The organism is Martinezella sp. CNPSo 3964 (assembly GCF_057784375.1).
Window position 1 is genome coordinate 634,818 of record NZ_JBXSOW010000003.1, and the last position, 15,947, is coordinate 650,764.

General features: G+C 59.3%; 15 protein-coding genes and 1 tRNA gene. 9 read left to right on the forward strand and 7 right to left on the reverse strand.

What is annotated here, in order from left to right:
- Positions 1 to 11 precede the first annotated feature (11 nt).
- The 3 genes from AC13Q5_RS13435 (at position 12) to AC13Q5_RS13445 (ending at position 3,828) form a co-directional block, all read left to right on the forward strand.
- Positions 12 to 806 carry an FAD binding domain-containing protein gene (locus AC13Q5_RS13435; protein WP_457882184.1) on the forward strand — a complete coding sequence of 265 codons (795 nt, stop codon included), beginning with the start codon at positions 12 to 14 and terminating at the stop codon, positions 804 to 806.
- A 219-nt stretch (positions 807 to 1,025) separates the two neighbouring features.
- The gene (hemA, locus tag AC13Q5_RS13440; RefSeq protein ID WP_075853833.1) at positions 1,026 to 2,237 is read left to right on the forward strand and encodes a 5-aminolevulinate synthase; all 1,212 of its coding nucleotides are present in this window, start codon (positions 1,026 to 1,028) and stop codon (positions 2,235 to 2,237) included.
- Between the two features lie 376 nt (positions 2,238 to 2,613).
- Positions 2,614 to 3,828, forward strand: a complete 1,215-nt coding sequence (locus tag AC13Q5_RS13445) for an alginate lyase family protein (protein ID WP_488501947.1) — start codon at positions 2,614 to 2,616, stop codon at positions 3,826 to 3,828.
- Positions 3,829 to 3,895: 67 nt separating this feature from the next.
- On the opposite strand, the gene AC13Q5_RS13450 is transcribed toward AC13Q5_RS13445, so the two are convergent.
- Both AC13Q5_RS13450 and dxr read right to left on the reverse strand, forming a co-directional pair.
- The gene (locus AC13Q5_RS13450) at positions 3,896 to 4,810 is read right to left on the reverse strand and encodes a pyridoxal-phosphate dependent enzyme (protein ID WP_488501948.1); all 915 of its coding nucleotides are present in this window, start codon (positions 4,808 to 4,810) and stop codon (positions 3,896 to 3,898) included.
- Positions 4,811 to 4,846: 36 nt separating this feature from the next.
- Complete coding sequence (gene dxr, locus AC13Q5_RS13455; RefSeq protein WP_488501949.1) at positions 4,847 to 6,040, reverse strand: 1-deoxy-D-xylulose-5-phosphate reductoisomerase; 1,194 nt, start codon at positions 6,038 to 6,040, stop codon at positions 4,847 to 4,849.
- A gap of 201 nt (positions 6,041 to 6,241) precedes the next feature.
- On the opposite strand from dxr, the gene AC13Q5_RS13460 reads away from it, so the two are divergent.
- Both AC13Q5_RS13460 and AC13Q5_RS13465 read left to right on the forward strand, forming a co-directional pair.
- Positions 6,242 to 6,508 carry a BON domain-containing protein gene (locus AC13Q5_RS13460; RefSeq protein ID WP_075853728.1) on the forward strand — a complete coding sequence of 89 codons (267 nt, stop codon included), beginning with the start codon at positions 6,242 to 6,244 and terminating at the stop codon, positions 6,506 to 6,508.
- A gap of 87 nt (positions 6,509 to 6,595) precedes the next feature.
- Positions 6,596 to 7,042: an Ivy family c-type lysozyme inhibitor gene (locus tag AC13Q5_RS13465; RefSeq protein ID WP_488501950.1), complete on the forward strand. Its 447-nt coding sequence runs from the start codon at positions 6,596 to 6,598 to the stop codon at positions 7,040 to 7,042.
- On the opposite strand, the gene AC13Q5_RS13470 is transcribed toward AC13Q5_RS13465, so the two are convergent.
- On the reverse strand, positions 7,029 to 7,292 hold the full coding sequence (locus AC13Q5_RS13470; protein ID WP_488502025.1) for a GNAT family N-acetyltransferase: 264 nt from the start codon (positions 7,290 to 7,292) through the stop codon (positions 7,029 to 7,031). The genes AC13Q5_RS13465 and AC13Q5_RS13470 overlap by 14 nt on opposite strands.
- A gap of 232 nt (positions 7,293 to 7,524) precedes the next feature.
- Between AC13Q5_RS13470 and AC13Q5_RS13475 the strand changes: the two genes are divergently transcribed.
- Both AC13Q5_RS13475 and AC13Q5_RS13480 read left to right on the forward strand, forming a co-directional pair.
- A complete protein-coding gene (locus AC13Q5_RS13475; RefSeq protein WP_488501951.1) occupies positions 7,525 to 8,901 on the forward strand; it encodes a hypothetical protein in 1,377 nt (458 codons plus the stop codon).
- 164 nt (positions 8,902 to 9,065) lie between these two features.
- Complete coding sequence (locus tag AC13Q5_RS13480) at positions 9,066 to 9,899, forward strand: hypothetical protein (protein ID WP_488501952.1); 834 nt, start codon at positions 9,066 to 9,068, stop codon at positions 9,897 to 9,899.
- Positions 9,900 to 10,090: 191 nt separating this feature from the next.
- Here AC13Q5_RS13480 and AC13Q5_RS13485 read toward each other — a convergent pair.
- Both AC13Q5_RS13485 and AC13Q5_RS13490 read right to left on the reverse strand, forming a co-directional pair.
- Positions 10,091 to 10,167: transfer RNA gene (locus AC13Q5_RS13485), tRNA-Arg, on the reverse strand.
- Positions 10,168 to 10,290: 123 nt separating this feature from the next.
- Positions 10,291 to 11,451: a M20 aminoacylase family protein gene (locus tag AC13Q5_RS13490; RefSeq protein ID WP_488501953.1), complete on the reverse strand. Its 1,161-nt coding sequence runs from the start codon at positions 11,449 to 11,451 to the stop codon at positions 10,291 to 10,293.
- A 193-nt stretch (positions 11,452 to 11,644) separates the two neighbouring features.
- Here AC13Q5_RS13490 and AC13Q5_RS13495 point away from each other — a divergent pair, with 193 nt between their 5' ends.
- Together AC13Q5_RS13495 and AC13Q5_RS13500 are read left to right on the forward strand one after the other, a co-directional pair.
- Positions 11,645 to 12,811 (forward strand): D-alanyl-D-alanine carboxypeptidase family protein, encoded by a 1,167-nt coding sequence (locus tag AC13Q5_RS13495; RefSeq protein ID WP_488501954.1) that lies wholly within the window; start codon positions 11,645 to 11,647, stop codon positions 12,809 to 12,811.
- Positions 12,812 to 12,826: 15 nt separating this feature from the next.
- Positions 12,827 to 14,008 (forward strand): CobW family GTP-binding protein, encoded by a 1,182-nt coding sequence (locus tag AC13Q5_RS13500; RefSeq protein ID WP_488501955.1) that lies wholly within the window; start codon positions 12,827 to 12,829, stop codon positions 14,006 to 14,008.
- A gap of 193 nt (positions 14,009 to 14,201) precedes the next feature.
- Here the strand turns inward: AC13Q5_RS13500 and AC13Q5_RS13505 are convergent, their stop codons facing one another.
- Entirely contained in the window at positions 14,202 to 14,435 is a 234-nt protein-coding gene (locus tag AC13Q5_RS13505; protein ID WP_075853733.1) for a sulfurtransferase TusA family protein, read from the reverse strand.
- The gene (locus tag AC13Q5_RS13510; protein ID WP_488501956.1) at positions 14,428 to 15,747 is read right to left on the reverse strand and encodes a L,D-transpeptidase family protein; all 1,320 of its coding nucleotides are present in this window, start codon (positions 15,745 to 15,747) and stop codon (positions 14,428 to 14,430) included. The genes AC13Q5_RS13505 and AC13Q5_RS13510 overlap by 8 nt, the downstream gene beginning before the upstream one ends.
- Positions 15,748 to 15,947 lie beyond the last annotated feature (200 nt).

Here is a 15,947-nt window from a genome sequence, read left to right on the forward strand (position 1 = left end):
AGGATAGGACAATGTATGCAACGAATTACCATCGCGCCTCCTCGGTCGACGAAGCCGTCAAGCTTCTGTCGAATGCCGACGAAGGCAAATATGTCTCCGGCGGCATGACGCTGATCGCTACCATGAAACAGCGTCTGGCATCGCCGAGCGATCTCGTCGATCTCCGGCATATCCCCTCGATCAAGGGGATACGGGTCGATGGCCGCAGGGTCACGATCGGAGCGGCGACCACCCATGCGGAAGTTGCCTCCTCGGCGGCGATCCGTGCGGTCTGTCCGGCGCTGTGCGACCTTGCCGGCATGATCGGCGATCCGCATGTGCGTCACATGGGCACGATCGGCGGGTCCGTCGCAAACAACGATCCGGCGGCGGATTATCCATCGGCGATGCTGGCGCTGAATGCCACCATCGTCACCGACCGGCGCCAGATCGCAGCCGACGACTTCTTCCGGGGCTTGTTCGAAACGGCGCTGGAGGGGGCTGAGCTGATCACCTCCATCGCCTTCGATGCGCCGGAAAGAGCTGGTTATGCCAAGTTCCCCAACCCGGCCTCGCGCTATGCGATGACGGGAGTCTTCGTTGCCAAGGGGGCTGGCGGCGTTCGCGTTGCCGTGACCGGCGCAGGCGCGGACGGTGTTTTCCGCCATTCTGGCCTGGAGCAGGCGTTTGCGGCGAACTGGCTACCGGATGCGGCGACCAGCGTGACTGTGGACTCATCGACGCTGCTGTCCGATCTGCACGCCACGGCCGAATATCGCGCCAATCTGATCAAGGTCATGGCCAAGCGCGCCGTGGTCGCAGCCTAGATTCGCCATGAAAAAGCCCGGAGCGGTGGGGTTTACCCTCCGCTCCGGAGAGAGTGTTTCCAGCATGGTTTCGATTGTCAATTTGACGTGAATGGTTATTCTTGTCTGGAATTGTTCAAAATTAGGGGCCATTTGCCGCAGCGGGCGCGAAAGCAATGCGGAGGGGTTGACGTGCGAACCGGCATTCTCGAAAACGGTCGCACGGTACTGGAGCAGATGATGGATTTCGAAGCATTTTTTAAGGGCGAGCTGGACGGTCTTCACAATGAGGGTCGCTATCGGGTCTTCGCAGATCTCGAACGCCGCCGTGGCAATTTCCCCCGCGCTATCAGGCATACGGCCAATGGCCCGCAGGAAGTGACTGTCTGGTGCTCCAACGACTATCTCGGTATGGGCCAGCATCCGAAAGTGATCGAGGCGATGAAGGAAGCGATCGATCACTGTGGCGCGGGTGCGGGAGGCACCCGGAATATTTCTGGCACCAACCACTATCATGTTCTGCTCGAGCAGGAACTCGCCGATCTCCACGGCAAGGAATCCGCGCTGATCTTCACCTCGGGCTATATCTCCAACTGGGCGACGCTCGGCACGCTCGGTGCGCGCATTCCCGGCCTCATCATCTTCTCGGATGCGCTCAACCATGCGTCGATGATCGAAGGCATTCGCTATGCGAAGTGCGACAAGGTCATCTGGAAGCATAACGACCTGCACGATCTCGAAGCCAAGCTGAAGGCCGCCGATCCGAAGGCACCGAAGCTGATCGCGTTTGAATCCGTCTATTCCATGGATGGCGATATCGCCCCCATCAAGGAAATCTGTGATCTCGCCGACAAGTACGGTGCAATGACCTATCTCGATGAAGTGCATGCCGTCGGCATGTACGGCCCACGCGGCGGCGGCATTGCCGAGCGCGAGGGACTGATGGATCGTCTGACCGTCATCGAAGGCACGCTCGGCAAGGCATTCGGTGTCATGGGTGGCTACATCGCCGCCTCCACCGCGCTGTGTGATTTCATCCGGTCGTTTGCGTCCGGCTTCATCTTTACGACGTCTCTGCCGCCAGCTCTGGCTGCAGGCGCCGTCGCCTCGATCCAGCACCTCAAGGTCAGCCAGTTCGAACGCATGCGTCATCAGGATCGCGTGCGCAAGCTGCGTGCCCAACTCGATGCAGCGGGCATCCCGCATATGCCGAACCCAAGCCACGTCGTGCCTGTGATGGTCGGCGATGCCGCCAAGTGCAAGTGGATTTCCGACCTGCTGCTCGACGCCGGTGTCTATGTGCAGCCGATCAACTATCCGACTGTTCCGAAGAAGACCGAGCGTCTGCGCATCACGCCGACGCCGCTGCATTCGGATGGTGATATCGAGCAGCTGGTCGGCGCACTGCATGCGCTTTGGTCGCGCTGTGCACTCGCCCGGGCTGTCGCGTAAGGCCAGGCTTTTCGCCCGTCGCAAATATGCCGGTCGCAGTGTGCCTGCGGTCGGCATTGTTGTTTCCGAGTTCGATAATAATACGAAATGCGCAGGTGAAATCCGCTATGCGCTGTTTTCTGGAAGCGGCATTCACTTAGCGAACGCAGGCTGTTCAAACTCTCAAAAATTCGGAGTAATAACACGGCGCCCCATGATCTACGGCGTGGGGATTAGTCGTGACGGTCGGTGGATTGGCTGTTTTGAAGCCTGCAAGAACCGGCGGTCGCGGGGAATATCTTGCGATAGCTCCGGGTGAACGATGTATTTGTACGACCATAGCGGCAAGCGAATAAGAGCTGGTTTGCTTGTTGCGATGGGACTTTGCCTCAGCCTCATGAGTAACGAAACTCAGGCTTCGGCGGCGAACGGCAATTCGACGTCTGGCAAGGCTTCCCCCAACGGCGCTGCCATTAACCAGGCCGACACGATCACGACAGGCAGCGCTACAAGAACATTTGTCCATCCAGGCCTCTTGCAAAGCCAGTCGGATTTCGATCTGCTCATCAAGCAGATCGCCGCCGGTTCCAAGCCAACCGTCGCTGGCTGGCAAATGCTGGTCAGCAACAAGCACGCGTCGCTGAGCTATAAGCCCCGGCCGGTTTCCAATATTTTTCGTGGTGATGACGGCGTTCATGCTCAAAACTATGCGCTGATCTTCAATGATGCCGCTGCCGCCTACGCCTTGGCTCTCCGCTGGAAGATCAGCGGCGATGCGGCTTACGCGGCCAAGGCGGTCGAGGTGTTGAACGCCTGGTCGTCGACGCTGACGGAAATAGACGGTACGTCGGACAAGTTTCTCGCGTCGGGGATCTACGGCTATGAGATGGCCAATGCAGCGGAGATCCTGCGAGGCTATGGCGGCTGGAGAGCAGACGACCTGGCGAGGTTCCAGGGCATGATGCTCAGGGTATTTTACCCCATGAACCATGATTTTCTGGTCAGGCACAATGGCGCCAAGGTGGACCACTATTGGGCGAATTGGGATCTCTCGAACCTCGCCTCCATGCTGGCGATCGGCGTGCTGACCGACAGAGCCGATATCTACAAGGAAGCGATCGACTATCTCCACAGCGGCGCCGGGAATGGTGCGCTGAACAAGACCTTCTGGAAGGTCTATGATGGGGGCTTGGCTCAGGTCCAGGAATCCGGGCGTGATCAGGGACATACGACGCTCGATATCGCTCTCGTCGGCGCGATCTGCCAGATGGCCTGGTCACAGGGCGACGATCTCTATGGCTACGACAACAACCTCGTGCTTGCCGGCGCCGAATATGCCGCCAAATACAATCTCGGCCATGAGGTGCCGTACACGACTTACAAGAACAGCGATGTCACCCAGACATCGATTTCAGACGCGGGCAGGGGAACGGCGCGGCCGGTCTGGGAAATGCTCTATAATCACTATGTCGTCCTGAAGGGGCTCAATGCCCCCTATGTTTCCGCCTTCGCGTCCAAGCTTCGCCCCGAGGGCGGTGGCGGCGACTACGGCCCGAACAGTGGCGGTTACGACCAGCTCGGTTACGGCACTCTCCTCTATACGCTCCACTGATGGTCTTGCCGGAGCGAGACCGGGCCATTTGCATGGAAGGGCGCCGCCGCCAAGCTTCCGGCAGCGATCAGGATGCTTGCCAGGCCTGCAGCTGGGCGAGGGTCGCGGTCGCGCCGCCGCAGGCGATTATCAGCACGCGCTCAAAGTGTGCCAGGCGATCGGCATGGGTATAGGCGACGGCCAGTGCAGCACCGCAAGCCGGTTCCACGAGGACGCGGTGATCGTCAAGGAAGCGCAGGCAGGCATCGACGGCAGCCCGATCACTGACGACAATGCTATCGACCGGCCTGTTTTGAGTAATTTCAAAGGCACGCTCGGCAACCTTGCGGGCGCCAAGCGATGTTGCGATGCTGGTGATGGCGGGCAATTCCACTGGTTTGCCTGATGTCACCGCAGCTGCGAGCGAGGCAGCTCCGTCCGTCTCGGCAGCGATGATCGGAACATGTTGCAGACCGTTGCGGTCAAGCCCTTCCGAGACGCCTGCCAACAGCCCGCCGCCGCCGACCGAAAGGACGACAGCATCGAACTGCACGCCGGCTCTGACGACCTCGTCGATCATCGTCGCGTGTCCGGTCCAGAGCAGCGGATCATCGAAAGGATGGATGAAAGCCGTCTCGGCATCGATTGCCTGAAGCGCGCGTTCGTTCGCCTCCTGCCAGGATGCGCCATGCACGAAGACCTCGGCGCCCTCCTGGCGGATCAGCGCCTTCGCCCGATCCGTCGTCGTCTCGGGAACGAAGACCGATACGGGGATCGAAAGGCGGCGGCCGGCATAGGCGACAGCAATGCCGGCATTACCGCCTGAGGAGGAGACAAAGCGCTGCTTGCCGTTTCTCGCATGATGTTCGCAGGCAGCGCCGATGCCGCGGATTTTGAAGGAGCCGGGCGGCTGGAGCGCATCCATCTTCAGCCAGATGGAACGTCCCGATGCCTGGCTGAGCGGGCGGGATTCGAGGAGCGGCGTTTCGAGGTGAAGCGGCATGAATGATCTGTCCGGAGGCTTTGTCGGCGATGAAGTTTAGGCTGCCTTGTCGCGCTGGGCGACCAGCACGGCCGCGCGGCTGCGGGCTTCCTCGTCGGCGGCGAAGACGGCATCCATGGTTTCGGCGCTGCCGGTCGCAATCATCTCATCCATGACGGCTTCGGCGATATCGGCCATTTCGAGGAAGCCGATGCGGCCATCCACGAAGGCATGGAAGGCGATTTCCTCGGCGGCATTCATGATCGCGCCCTGCAGGCCGCCGCGCTCCAGCGCCGTGCGGGCAAGGCGCAGAGCCGGGAAACGGACTTCATCCGGCGCCTCGAAATCGAGCCGGGCGAGCTTGGCGAAATCCAGCCGGTCGACGCTGAGTTTCGTGCGGGCGGGGTAGGTGAGCGCATAGCCGATCGCCGTGCGCATGTCGGGACAGCCGAGCTGCGCCAGCACCGAGCCATCCGTATAGCCGACCATCGAATGAATGACGGATTGCGGGTGAACCACCACTTCGATCTGGTCCGGCCGCACATTGAAGAGATGCTTGGCTTCGATCATCTCCAGCGCCTTGTTGAACATCGAGGCGCTGCCGATGGAGATCTTGAAGCCCATCGACCAGTTGGGATGGGCGCGGGCTGTGGCGGGCGTGACGTTGGCCATCTGCTCGCGCGTCCAGGTGCGGAAGGGGCCGCCCGACGCGGTGATGATGATGCGTTCCACTGCGTGCTGCTGGTCGTCTTCCAGCGCCTGGAAAATGGCGCTGTGTTCGCTGTCGACCGGGATCAGCCGGCCGCCGCCTTCCGTCACGGCGCGCACGAAGAGATCGCCGGCGGAGACGAGGCATTCCTTGTTGGCAAGCGCGATATCGGCGCCACGGCGCGCGGCCGCCAGCGTCGGCGCCAGGCCGGCTGTGCCGACGATCGCCGCCATCACCCAATCCGAGGGCATGGAGGCGGCTTCGATCAGAGCATTCTTGCCCGCGCCGACGGCGATGCCGGATCCGGCGAGCGCATCCTTCAGATCCTGATAGCGTTCTTCCCTGGCGGTAACGGCGAAGGCGGCGCCGCAAGCCCTGGCCTGCTCGGCCAGCAGTTCGATATTGTCATGCCCGGTGATCGCGGCGATATCGAAGGCATCGCGTCCGCCAAGCTGGGCGATGACGTCGAGCGTGTTCTGGCCGATGGAGCCGGTCGAACCCAATATCGTCAGGCGACGACGCGCCGTGCTGCCGGTGTTCATTCAGGTATCCGCATTTGCTGCTGTTCCCCATGGCTCTACAGGGGATTGCCGGGAGCGGCAAGTCCGCCTCTATGCAACCTCCAGCACGATCGAAAATGCGCGCGAAAGGCGAAATCACTGATTTGGCGATATTTTTCAGCCTTTTTTGAACCAAATGCGATGTGCCGCGTTTCCCGACCACTCGAATGCGGAGGGTCACGAATGGTTTTTAAGGCGGCAACCTTTCACGGCATGGAACTTTATCTGGAGAACGAGCAGGCGAGGCGCTCAGCGCTCGAATCTGCGGTTGCCAATGCGCTTGCCGTTGCCGGCGGAATCGATGCTTCCGATGTCACAGTGACTGCGGCGGGTCAGGAAATCCGCCTGGACGGCTCGGTCGCGACCTATCAGGAGGTGAAGCGGGCAACCGCGGTCGCGGAATCCATTCCAGGTGTGCGGCTGGTGAGGAACAGAATAGCCGTCGGCTGAGCGCAAGCTTCAGTCCTCGTTTATCCTGCGTTCGGTAGAACACCAACCTGCATTTCATTTTGAGGGAGACACATGAAAAAGCTTATGATGGCCGCAGCCTTCACCAGCATCCTGTCGGCCGCAACAAGTGCATCCGCACAAGATCATCCCACGACATTCCGCGAAATAGCTTCGGATCCGGCGGCAAGCGCCACCTTCAAGGCGATGGCGAAAGGACGCAAGCTGCCGGATTGGATCAACGGCAAGACGGTCGAATCCCCCGGCAACGAGGTCATATTCGGGGGAAACAAGGTCTACGTCATGAGCGCTTGCAAGCAGCACGACTGCGGCGACGAGCAGATCGCCGTCCTGTACGATCCCGGCAAGAAGATCATGTATGGAGTGCTTCGGGTCGCCGACCAGAAAACCGTATCCGAAAAGCTGACCTGGATGAACATCGGTCCCGGTAATGAAGCGATCGATGGCAGGACGATTTTATATGCGGCGCTGACGGGCAGTCTGGGTAATCACCCGGATGCGTTTAATTACAAATAGTTGGCAGATCGTAGAACAGCTTCGTTATGTCCGGAGAATCAGATGGATCCGTGCCTTTGCGGCAGAGCACACCACCTGTTCTCTCGATAACGCGCTTCGATGCAAGGTTATCTTCGTTGCAGATGATGCTTATCTTGCCGAAGCCGACGCTATCTGCGATCGGCAGCAGAAGCCGCAGTGCTTGCGTTGCATACCGGGCGCGGCCTCGTGCCGCCTCTGAGGTCTCGCCTAGCGCTTCGCTCGTCTGAATATGAAAATGGCTTCACCATGCTTCTGGCAGCGGCGGCATTTCAGCCTCATTTCGAGATCCGGGTCTTTGACAGGCACCCAGTTCTTGCGAAATCCCTCCAGCCGATAGCCTTCGAAACGACATCCACAGGGGAGATTCAAGGCTATTTGCAAGAACCGTTTTGTAATTTGATGTAGTTCGGGAACGGGGTATTAATGGAACGAAGCTGATCACTCGAAAGGCGAGCAACGATATGGAAAACAATTCTATCAAGCGGTTTCTTTCAGCGGCAGACCGGCTTCGCCCGTCCATGGGACGCGCTACTTTCGTATATTTTGCGGTGCTATCCGCGAATCAATGGTTTTTGCTGCAGGGACGGATTTTGCTCGACCCGCCCGCTGGCGACAGTCCATCGGCGTTTCAATCAGCGAATATACGTGCAGGACGGTTCTTGCTGTCGGAAAGCTACGGGCCGTTAGCTGATCTTCTTGCTGACGTAGAACGCGGACGCGTGCAAACACCTGAGGGAGAGTTTGTCTTTCCTAAGTTCGATGGCGGCTATCGCTGGGAGTATGAAGAGTTTCATCCGGCAGGTCAGCAATCCCGGCTGGATGTCTTAGCAGTCAGTGGTCCCGAACGGGAGACACTGGTCGACCGGCGATCACTCGATTGGGAAGTCCGCGGCGCGAACCCGCCCTACGACAGCATCGATGAGCTGTTGGGCAAATATCACATGAACTTCCAACGCGGGTTTGTCACGATAGAGCTTGTCGCCCCGGCTGTAGTTGTGGTCGATTTAAACCATCGTGTTGACGGCACCGAAGCCACAATTGGCATAGTTCTTTCGCAACCTTATCAGGCCGATGAGGCCTTTCTTGGCTATAAAGTGTTGAGCAACCGGGAGGTCGTCTCACGCGGTCAATTAGTCGGAAAGGAGCTTGAGTGGAGTGACGACGGCCAAGTGTTGCGAGGCAAGAGCAAGATTAAAGTGCCAAACGCCGCGATTGTGCAATGCTTCGCAGGCTATCAAGGACGTGCGGAAAGTTTCGGCTGGATCATTGATCCAAATAACCATCAGAACCCCAGAAGATCGGCTTATGAGGTCTTCGACAAAGAGCTAAAAAAGCTCACAGAAGTTCTCTTCCGGCAACCCGGCAAGGGAGCGAGATCGGACGATTTTGAGACGGCGATCTCGTGGCTGCTGTGGATTCGGGGCTTTAGCATCGCACTGATTGGCACAAGTTCCATTCCTGAGCTGAAAGAGGGTCCCGACCTCCTGGTTACCACGCCATCGGGCAACGTAATCGTTGTTGAATGCACTATGGGTATGCTGAAAGAAGACAATAAGCTGCCGAAGGTTGTGGCGCGGGCAAATCAGGTAAGAGAGCAATTGGAGAAATCCGGAAATGCCCATTTAGCAGTGTTGCCGGCAATGGTTACCTCGCTTCCGCGAAGCAGTGTAGAGGCAGAACTTTCGCGTGCAGCGGAATTGGGAGTGTACGTCACCACAAGGGAGGGAATTGAAGAGGCGCTGCGAACCAGTTTTCTGCTGCCCGACGCTGATCGGGCGTTCAATGATGCACAGACTTCAGTCGCGGAAGCCAAGGGCTCTGCTTTGGGAGCACGATAGCGGAGGGCAAGGGAATTGTTTGGCGTAACTAACCTTCTTTCCGGAAGCTTCCCCGCACCACCTGCACGTTCTCCAATTTCCAGGCCGAGCGAGTTGTGTAGAACTATTCAATCGTGGGCGGAAAAGGTACCAATGCCTTTTAGTTGGCATTGAAGGCGCGTGCTGTGGTGACTGCAAAAATTGAGGAGAAGGTAAGGGGTAACGGCGTTGCGTTTGGCGTGGCGATTCTTGCCACGATGGCTTGGACCGCATGCGCAATCTATTACACCTATCTGAAGGCTCCTACCGGGGATTGCCGACCAACAATCTTGTGTCTCGATCCAGGTAGTTTCGGGTCATATCTTCAAGGGGTGTTTGCGCCAGTCGGCTTCTTCTGGGTCGCCCTTGCCGTATACATTCAATCTCAAGAATTGAAGGAGCAGCGGCGCGAACTCTCTCGGACCAGGAGGGAGTTCGAACAAAATAGAACGGTTATGGAAGCCCAGGTCGAAGAGGCGCGAAGACAGGCAGAACTCCTCGCGGTACAAACTGAACTGCTTGTTAAAGCGAGCACTGAGGCCGAGGCCGTCGCCAAATTTCAAGCCCACGCATCGCTGCTCGCAACTAGGTTGCGTCAATACACAAACGGATGGACGTTTGACGGCGGTAAACCAGTAGACGATGGCTTCGGAAACATGATGCCTCCGTTCCCCGACATCGTTCTCCGGAACAAGATTGTAAACAACGAGAGCGATCAAACCCTGATCGCGTCTACGACAAATGCGCTTCGCACCGAGCTAAGGCGATACCGCGACGGTCACGCGATTGTTGTCTTGTTTGCTAAATACCCATACGACTTCATGCGCATCTTCAGGGCAATGGATCGCTGTAGGCAGGAGGCAACAATGCTACCTGCGACGAAATCGGTGCTCGCAGACGCGCTAGAGCTTAAAGAACTTGGCGAAATCATGGATTGGTTGACAGCCAATGCCCGCAATCTTCCGCCAGTCGGGAATTAAGTTTTATTTTGCCGTGCCAAAGCTAACGCACGATCCGTGCCAAAGGTCGCGCCGCGCCACAGTGCCAAACGTCGAGTCGCGCCACAAATTCGTTGGCCAACCAACATCATGCGTTACCCCATCTGTTACCCTGGTATGCAAATCGGAGTAAATTCAATGGGGTGCAACGAGCTTATCGCTTTGAAATTGTTTGGTGATCTCGACGCGATTCGAACGCGTGACCCTCAGATTAGGAATCTGATGCTCTATCCTGCTGAGCTACGAGACCACTCGGCATGATCCATACAAAAGCAAAGGCCCGAAGCCAAGCCTTTTTGCGTCGTGGAGACAATCTGTCTTGAACGTGCGCCCCCGCGCGGCCCTGTCGGCTGCGCGGGGTGATTATCAAGCCTCAGGCGTTGAGGCGCTGTTCGGCGAGCCGTACCCAGTAGGAAATGCCGTGGGCGATGGCTTCGTCGTTGAAGTCGTAGGCCGGGTTGTGCAGGCCGGCGCTGTCGCCGTTGCCGACGAAGATGAAGGCGCCGGGGCGGGAAAGCAGCATGTAGGAGAAATCCTCGCCGCCCATCATCGGGTCGATATCCGGGATGACATTGCCTGTGCCGGCGATTTCCTCGGCGACTGCAATCGCGTGATCGGTCTCGTCGGCATGGTTGAAGGTGACGGGGTAGTTGCGATGAAATTCGATCTCGACTTCGGCGCCGTGGCTGGTCGCGATGCCCGTCACGATCTGCTTGAAGCGCTGCTCGGCAAGGTCGCGCATCTCGGGATCGAGCGTGCGCACCGTGCCGGCGAAGCTCGCATCGTTCGGGATGACGTTATGCGCATTGCCGGCGTTGAACTTGGTGACGGAAACCACCACCGATTTCAGTGGGTTGGCGCTGCGCGAGGCGATGAGCTGAAGATTGGAGACGATCTGCGCGCCGATGGCGATCGGGTCGATCGTCATGTGCGGCATGGCGGCATGGCCGCCGACACCCTTGATCGAGACGGTGAACTCATCGGTCGCAGCCATGATCGCGCCCTTGCGGATGGCGAAATGGCCGACGGGCAGGCCCGGCATGTTGTGCATGCCGTAGACTTCGGCGATCTCGAAGCGCTCCATCATGCCGTCCTTGACCATGGCGTCGCCGCCGGCGCCGCCTTCTTCGGCCGGCTGGAAGATGACGGCGATGTTGCCGTTGAAATTGCGGTTCTCGGCAAGGTATTTCGCAGCACCCAGCAGCATGGCGGTGTGGCCGTCATGGCCGCAGGCGTGCATCTTGCCGGGGGTCTCGGAAGCATAGGGCTTGCCGGTGATCTCGGTGAGCGGCAGCGCGTCCATATCGGCGCGCAGGCCGATCGTGCGTCCCTCGCCCTTGCCGCGGATCAGGCCGACGACGCCGGTGCGGCCGATGCCGGTCACCACCTCGTCGACGCCAAAGGCGCGCAGTTTTTCGGCCACGAAGGCGGCCGTATTCTCCACCGCATAGAGAAGTTCGGGATGCGCATGGATATGGCGGCGCCACTCGGTCACTTCGCCCTGGAGTTCTGCGGCTCTGTTCAAGATCGGCATGCTGATTTTCCTGCTGCTCAATATCGATTCTGGTTCAACTTGCGGGTCCTTGGCACAGCCTTAGCGAGCTTGTCGCGGCCTTTGTGGCGTGCCAGCGGGAAATAAAGTCGTCAATCGCCTTTGCCTTCTCCTAGCCATATAGGTTAAATAGACGAAGCTTTCGAGAAAATTCCGGACTTCTGAAGGATAGATCGTGCCGACGAAGCAGAATCGTTTGTATGCCGCCCTGCGGCTCGTTCCTATGGCCGCAGCAGCATCCATGCTTTTCCTTTCGACCGCGCAGACGGCCGGAGCCAATCCGCATATTCTCGTCGATGTCAGCACGGGCCGCGTCCTCGACCAGCAGGAGGCGTTTCGCCGCTGGTATCCCGCTTCGCTCACCAAGCTGATGACGACCTATGTCACCTTCCGGGCGCTCCAGTCCGGCCAGATCCGGCTCGATACGCCTGTCGTGATGTCGAAGCTTGCAGCGGCGCAGCCACCGGCGAAGATGTACTTCAAGCCGGGCCAGAAGATGACGCTCGACAATGCCTTGAAGATGATGCTGGTCAAATCGGCAAACGATCTCGCCATGGCCGTCGCCGAGACGGTCGGCGGCTCGCAGCAGGGCTTCGTGGCACGGATGAATGCGGAGGCTGCCCGCCTCGGCATGCGCGACTCGCATTTCATCAATCCGAACGGCCTGCCCGGCAAGGGGCAGTATACGACGGCGCGAGATCTCGCCATTCTCAGTGTCGCGCTTCGCCGCGAGTTTCCGCAATATGCCGGCTATTTCTCGCTCGAAGGTTTCACCAACGGCGTCAAGCAGGTGCCGAACATCAACATGCTCATCGGCCGCTTCGACGGCGCCGATGGCATGAAGACCGGCTTTATCTGCGCGGCCGGCTTCAACCAGATCGCCTCGGCAACCCGCAATGGCCGCACGCTGATCTCGGTCGTGCTCGGCACCGACAGCCTGGCGGCGCGCGCCGACGATTCCGCCAATTTCCTGGAAAAGGGTTTCCAGAACCAGCTGTCCACCCGCGATACGCTGGCGACCCTCAGGCCCGACGCGCCGCTTGCGGCCGATGTCGCCGATGTCACGGCCGACATCTGCAGCACCAAGGGCGCGCAGGCGCGCAGCGAAACCCGCGATCCTTTTGGCCGCACCAAGGTGCAGTCGCCCTATATCCACGAAATGGACCATGAGCCCAATTTCGTCTATGCCGGCCTGATCGGCGGTCAGGATATCGCAACCGCCGCCAAGGGCGACAAGGACGATGTGACGGCCAGAGGCGACAAGGCGACGAAGGACAATAAGATCGCCGTTTCGGGCAGCGCGTCCAGCGTGCCGATCCCGATGCCGCGTCCCACTTTCTAAATATCGGATTTCACCATGAGCGTTTCGCAGCAAAGAGTGCCGGTTGCTATCCTGACCGGCTTTCTCGGTGCGGGTAAGTCGACCCTGCTCAACCGTATCCTCAAGGATGAGGATATGCGCGATGCAGCCGTCATCATCAACGAGTTCGGCGATGTCGGCATCGACCATCTGCTGGTGGAAAGCTCCGGCGATGCCATCATCGAGCTCTCCGATGGTTGCCTGTGCTGTACGGTGCGCGGCGAGCTGGTGGATACGCTGGCAAATCTGATGGACGCGATGCAGACCGGCCGTATCCGGCCGCTGAAGCGCGTCGTCATCGAAACGACCGGCCTTGCCGATCCCGCACCGGTCATGCAGTCGATCATGGGCAATCCGATCATCGCGACCAATTTCGATCTGGATGGCGTGATTACCGTCGTCGATGCCGTCAACGGCCTGCAGACGCTCGACAATCACGAAGAGGCGCGCAAACAGGTAGCGGTTGCCGATCGGTTGATCGTGTCCAAGACCGGGATTGCCGGAGCTGTGCCGGAAGAGCAGCTGGAGAACCGGCTGAGGGCACTCAATCCGCGTGCGCAGATCCTGAACGCCGACAGCGACGAAGCCGGCCGCGCCGCCATTCTCATCAACGGCCTCTATGATCCCGCATCCAAGATTGCCGATGTCGGCCGCTGGCTGCAGGACGAGCTGGAGGCGGACGACGATCATCATCATGATGACCATGATCACGGCCACCATCATGGCGATCATGGTCATCACCACCATCACGGGCATCACCACGGCTATCGGCATCAACACGCCCATGACGTCACGCGCCATGACGGTTCGATCCGATCCTTCTCGATCGTCGAGACCCAGCCTATCGATCCGATGGCGCTGGAGATGTTCATCGACCTCCTCCGCTCCGCCCATGGCGAGAAGTTGCTGCGCATGAAGGCGATCGTTGCGGTGTCCGACCGGCCGGAGCGGCCCGTCGTGCTGCATGGCGTGCAGAACATCTTTCATGCGCCCGAACGATTGCCGGCCTGGCCCGATCCCGAAGACCGGCGCACGCGCATGGTCATCATTACCAAGGATCTGCCTGAGGATTTCGTGAAGGGCCTGTTCGACGCCTTTCTCAGCAAGCCGCGCGTGGATACGCCGGACAGGGCGGCGCTGCAGGACAATCCGCTCGCCGTGCCGGGGATGAAGTTTTAGTTAAATCCTGATGAGATCCAACAACCCGCCTCGGCCTTCGACAGGCTCAGGGTGAGGCTGATCTTGGCCACACTATCGCCCATGATCGGAGAGAAGGCGGCGCGACAAGGATAACCCGCAGTCGCTCCATCTTCATGGTAAGGTGGGAGCATGGCGACCCTCGAACCAAGAGGATGGCCCCGGTCGCAAATGATCACCCCTTGCGGATCACAAATCGATGGCCGCTGTCGGTCTTCTCGCTCACGAGAAGCGTGTGGCCCTTTTCATTGCAGAGATGAGGGATGTCGATGGTGGCAAGCGGGTCCGTCGTTTCCACGGTCAATGTCGCGCCGCTTGCCATGCCGCGCAGGCGCTTTTCCGTCTTGATCGCCGGATAGGGACATTTCAGGCCGCGCAGATCGTAGATCTCGGTATCCGGACTATTCACTCTTGGCCCAGAACTTCCAGAAGGGCGGCTTCTTGGCCTCGGTCTGCGCAGTCTCGACGGCGGGGGCTGGCGCATAGGCGAGCGCATCGAGGCCGGGGTTCATCGGGTTTGCTGTCGGGATCGGCACATTCGCCGGGACGTTGGCTGCAACGACCGGGCCGCCCGCGGGCTGCTGAGCGGTTGCCAATGGAGCGCCTGCTGCGGGGGCAGGGGTCGCCGTTGCCACGCGAATGCTTGCCGTCGTCGGGTTGCCCGTCGGGCTGATTGCCGTGCCGCCACGTGCCACCTGCTGCGCAGACTGGTTGGACATCATCGATTCGAGATCGGCGACCTTCATCATCTTGCCGGCGGCAAGGGCGGTGCCTGTGGGGGCATAGGCGATATCGTGGCCCTTGCGCTGCTTGGCGACGACGGCCTTGCGCTCGGCTTCGCTCGGATCGTACCAGGCCATGCCATCGAACTTCTTCGACGCGGTGGCATAGTCCGCCTGATACTGCTTGTCGTAGGTCGAAAGCGCTGTCTGCAAGGCGGGCGGCGTCGTCATGACAGGGCACTTGCCGCCGGCGTTGAACGGGCCGCTGGCCTGCTGGTTGAAGACGTATTTCTTCTCACAGACCTCGACCTCGGGCGGGCGCTTGGTGACTTCGAAATTGTCGTAGCCGACCTTCAGCATCTTCCAGAATTCGATATTGGGGCTCAGTCGGTGCTTCCACATATTCTCTGCCGTCATGCGGAAGGGGAAGGCTTCGAGCTGAACTGCCTTCTGGCCACCCTTGAAGGCGTCGCGCGCGAAGGCATAGATCTCGAGTACCTGCTGGTCGGTCATCGAATAGCAGCCGGACGACGAGCAGGCGCCATGGATCATCAGATCGGCGCCGGTGCGGCCGTTGGCGGCATCGTAGCGGTTCGGGAAGCCGGTGTTGATGGCGAGATAATATTTCGAATTCGGATTCAGGTTGGCCGGCGTCAGCATGTAGAAGCCTTCCGGCGCCTGCCGGTCACCTTCCTTCACCTTCGGACCAAGACGGCCGGACCAGGCGCAGATCTTGTAATCCGCGATGACCTCGAAGCGATTGTTCTGGTTTGCCTTCAGGATTTCCATCGCACCTTCTTCCTTGAAGATGCGGATCATGATCGGCGAGTTGCGGTCCATGCCCTTCTTGGCCATGTCAGCAAGGATATGGCTCGGAAGCGGTTGTTCGACCTTGTTCTTCACCTTCGACAAGTCGATCGACGCGGTGTCCAGCGCGTCGTTGCAGCCGGCGAGGGCCAGCGCCATCAGGGAAACGTAGGCAAGGTGACGGATGCGCATTCTGACTTAGCCCATAAATGCGAAGAGTGGCAGCTCGATCTGTTTCGCCACTCCCCTCGAAGCATGAAACGGAATCATAGACGGCTTATACTTGAAAATTCCTTACCAGCCTATGACGTGCCTGCGGCGCGCCGGCAAGCTTTTCTTTGCCATAAAAGCTTCGATAACGGAAATGTGGCCAAGGTTTGGCCTCATTCCCG

What these genes read in the sequence shown, in the direction of transcription:
- AC13Q5_RS13500 (WP_488501955.1), top strand. Translation starts at nt 12,827, where the DNA reads ATGAGCGTTTCGCAGCAAAGAGTGCCGGTTGCTATCCTGACCGGCTTT.
- AC13Q5_RS13435 (WP_457882184.1), top strand. Translation starts at nt 12, where the DNA reads ATGTATGCAACGAATTACCATCGCGCCTCCTCGGTCGACGAAGCCGTC.
- dxr (WP_488501949.1), bottom strand. Translation starts at nt 6,040, where the DNA reads ATGAACACCGGCAGCACGGCGCGTCGTCGCCTGACGATATTGGGTTCG.
- AC13Q5_RS13445 (WP_488501947.1), top strand. Translation starts at nt 2,614, where the DNA reads ATGAGTAACGAAACTCAGGCTTCGGCGGCGAACGGCAATTCGACGTCT.
- AC13Q5_RS13460 (WP_075853728.1), top strand. Translation starts at nt 6,242, where the DNA reads ATGGTTTTTAAGGCGGCAACCTTTCACGGCATGGAACTTTATCTGGAG.
- AC13Q5_RS13465 (WP_488501950.1), top strand. Translation starts at nt 6,596, where the DNA reads ATGGCCGCAGCCTTCACCAGCATCCTGTCGGCCGCAACAAGTGCATCC.
- AC13Q5_RS13475 (WP_488501951.1), top strand. Translation starts at nt 7,525, where the DNA reads ATGGAAAACAATTCTATCAAGCGGTTTCTTTCAGCGGCAGACCGGCTT.
- AC13Q5_RS13510 (WP_488501956.1), bottom strand. Translation starts at nt 15,747, where the DNA reads ATGCGCATCCGTCACCTTGCCTACGTTTCCCTGATGGCGCTGGCCCTC.
- AC13Q5_RS13450 (WP_488501948.1), bottom strand. Translation starts at nt 4,810, where the DNA reads ATGCCGCTTCACCTCGAAACGCCGCTCCTCGAATCCCGCCCGCTCAGC.
- hemA (WP_075853833.1), top strand. Translation starts at nt 1,026, where the DNA reads ATGGATTTCGAAGCATTTTTTAAGGGCGAGCTGGACGGTCTTCACAAT.
- AC13Q5_RS13490 (WP_488501953.1), bottom strand. Translation starts at nt 11,451, where the DNA reads ATGCCGATCTTGAACAGAGCCGCAGAACTCCAGGGCGAAGTGACCGAG.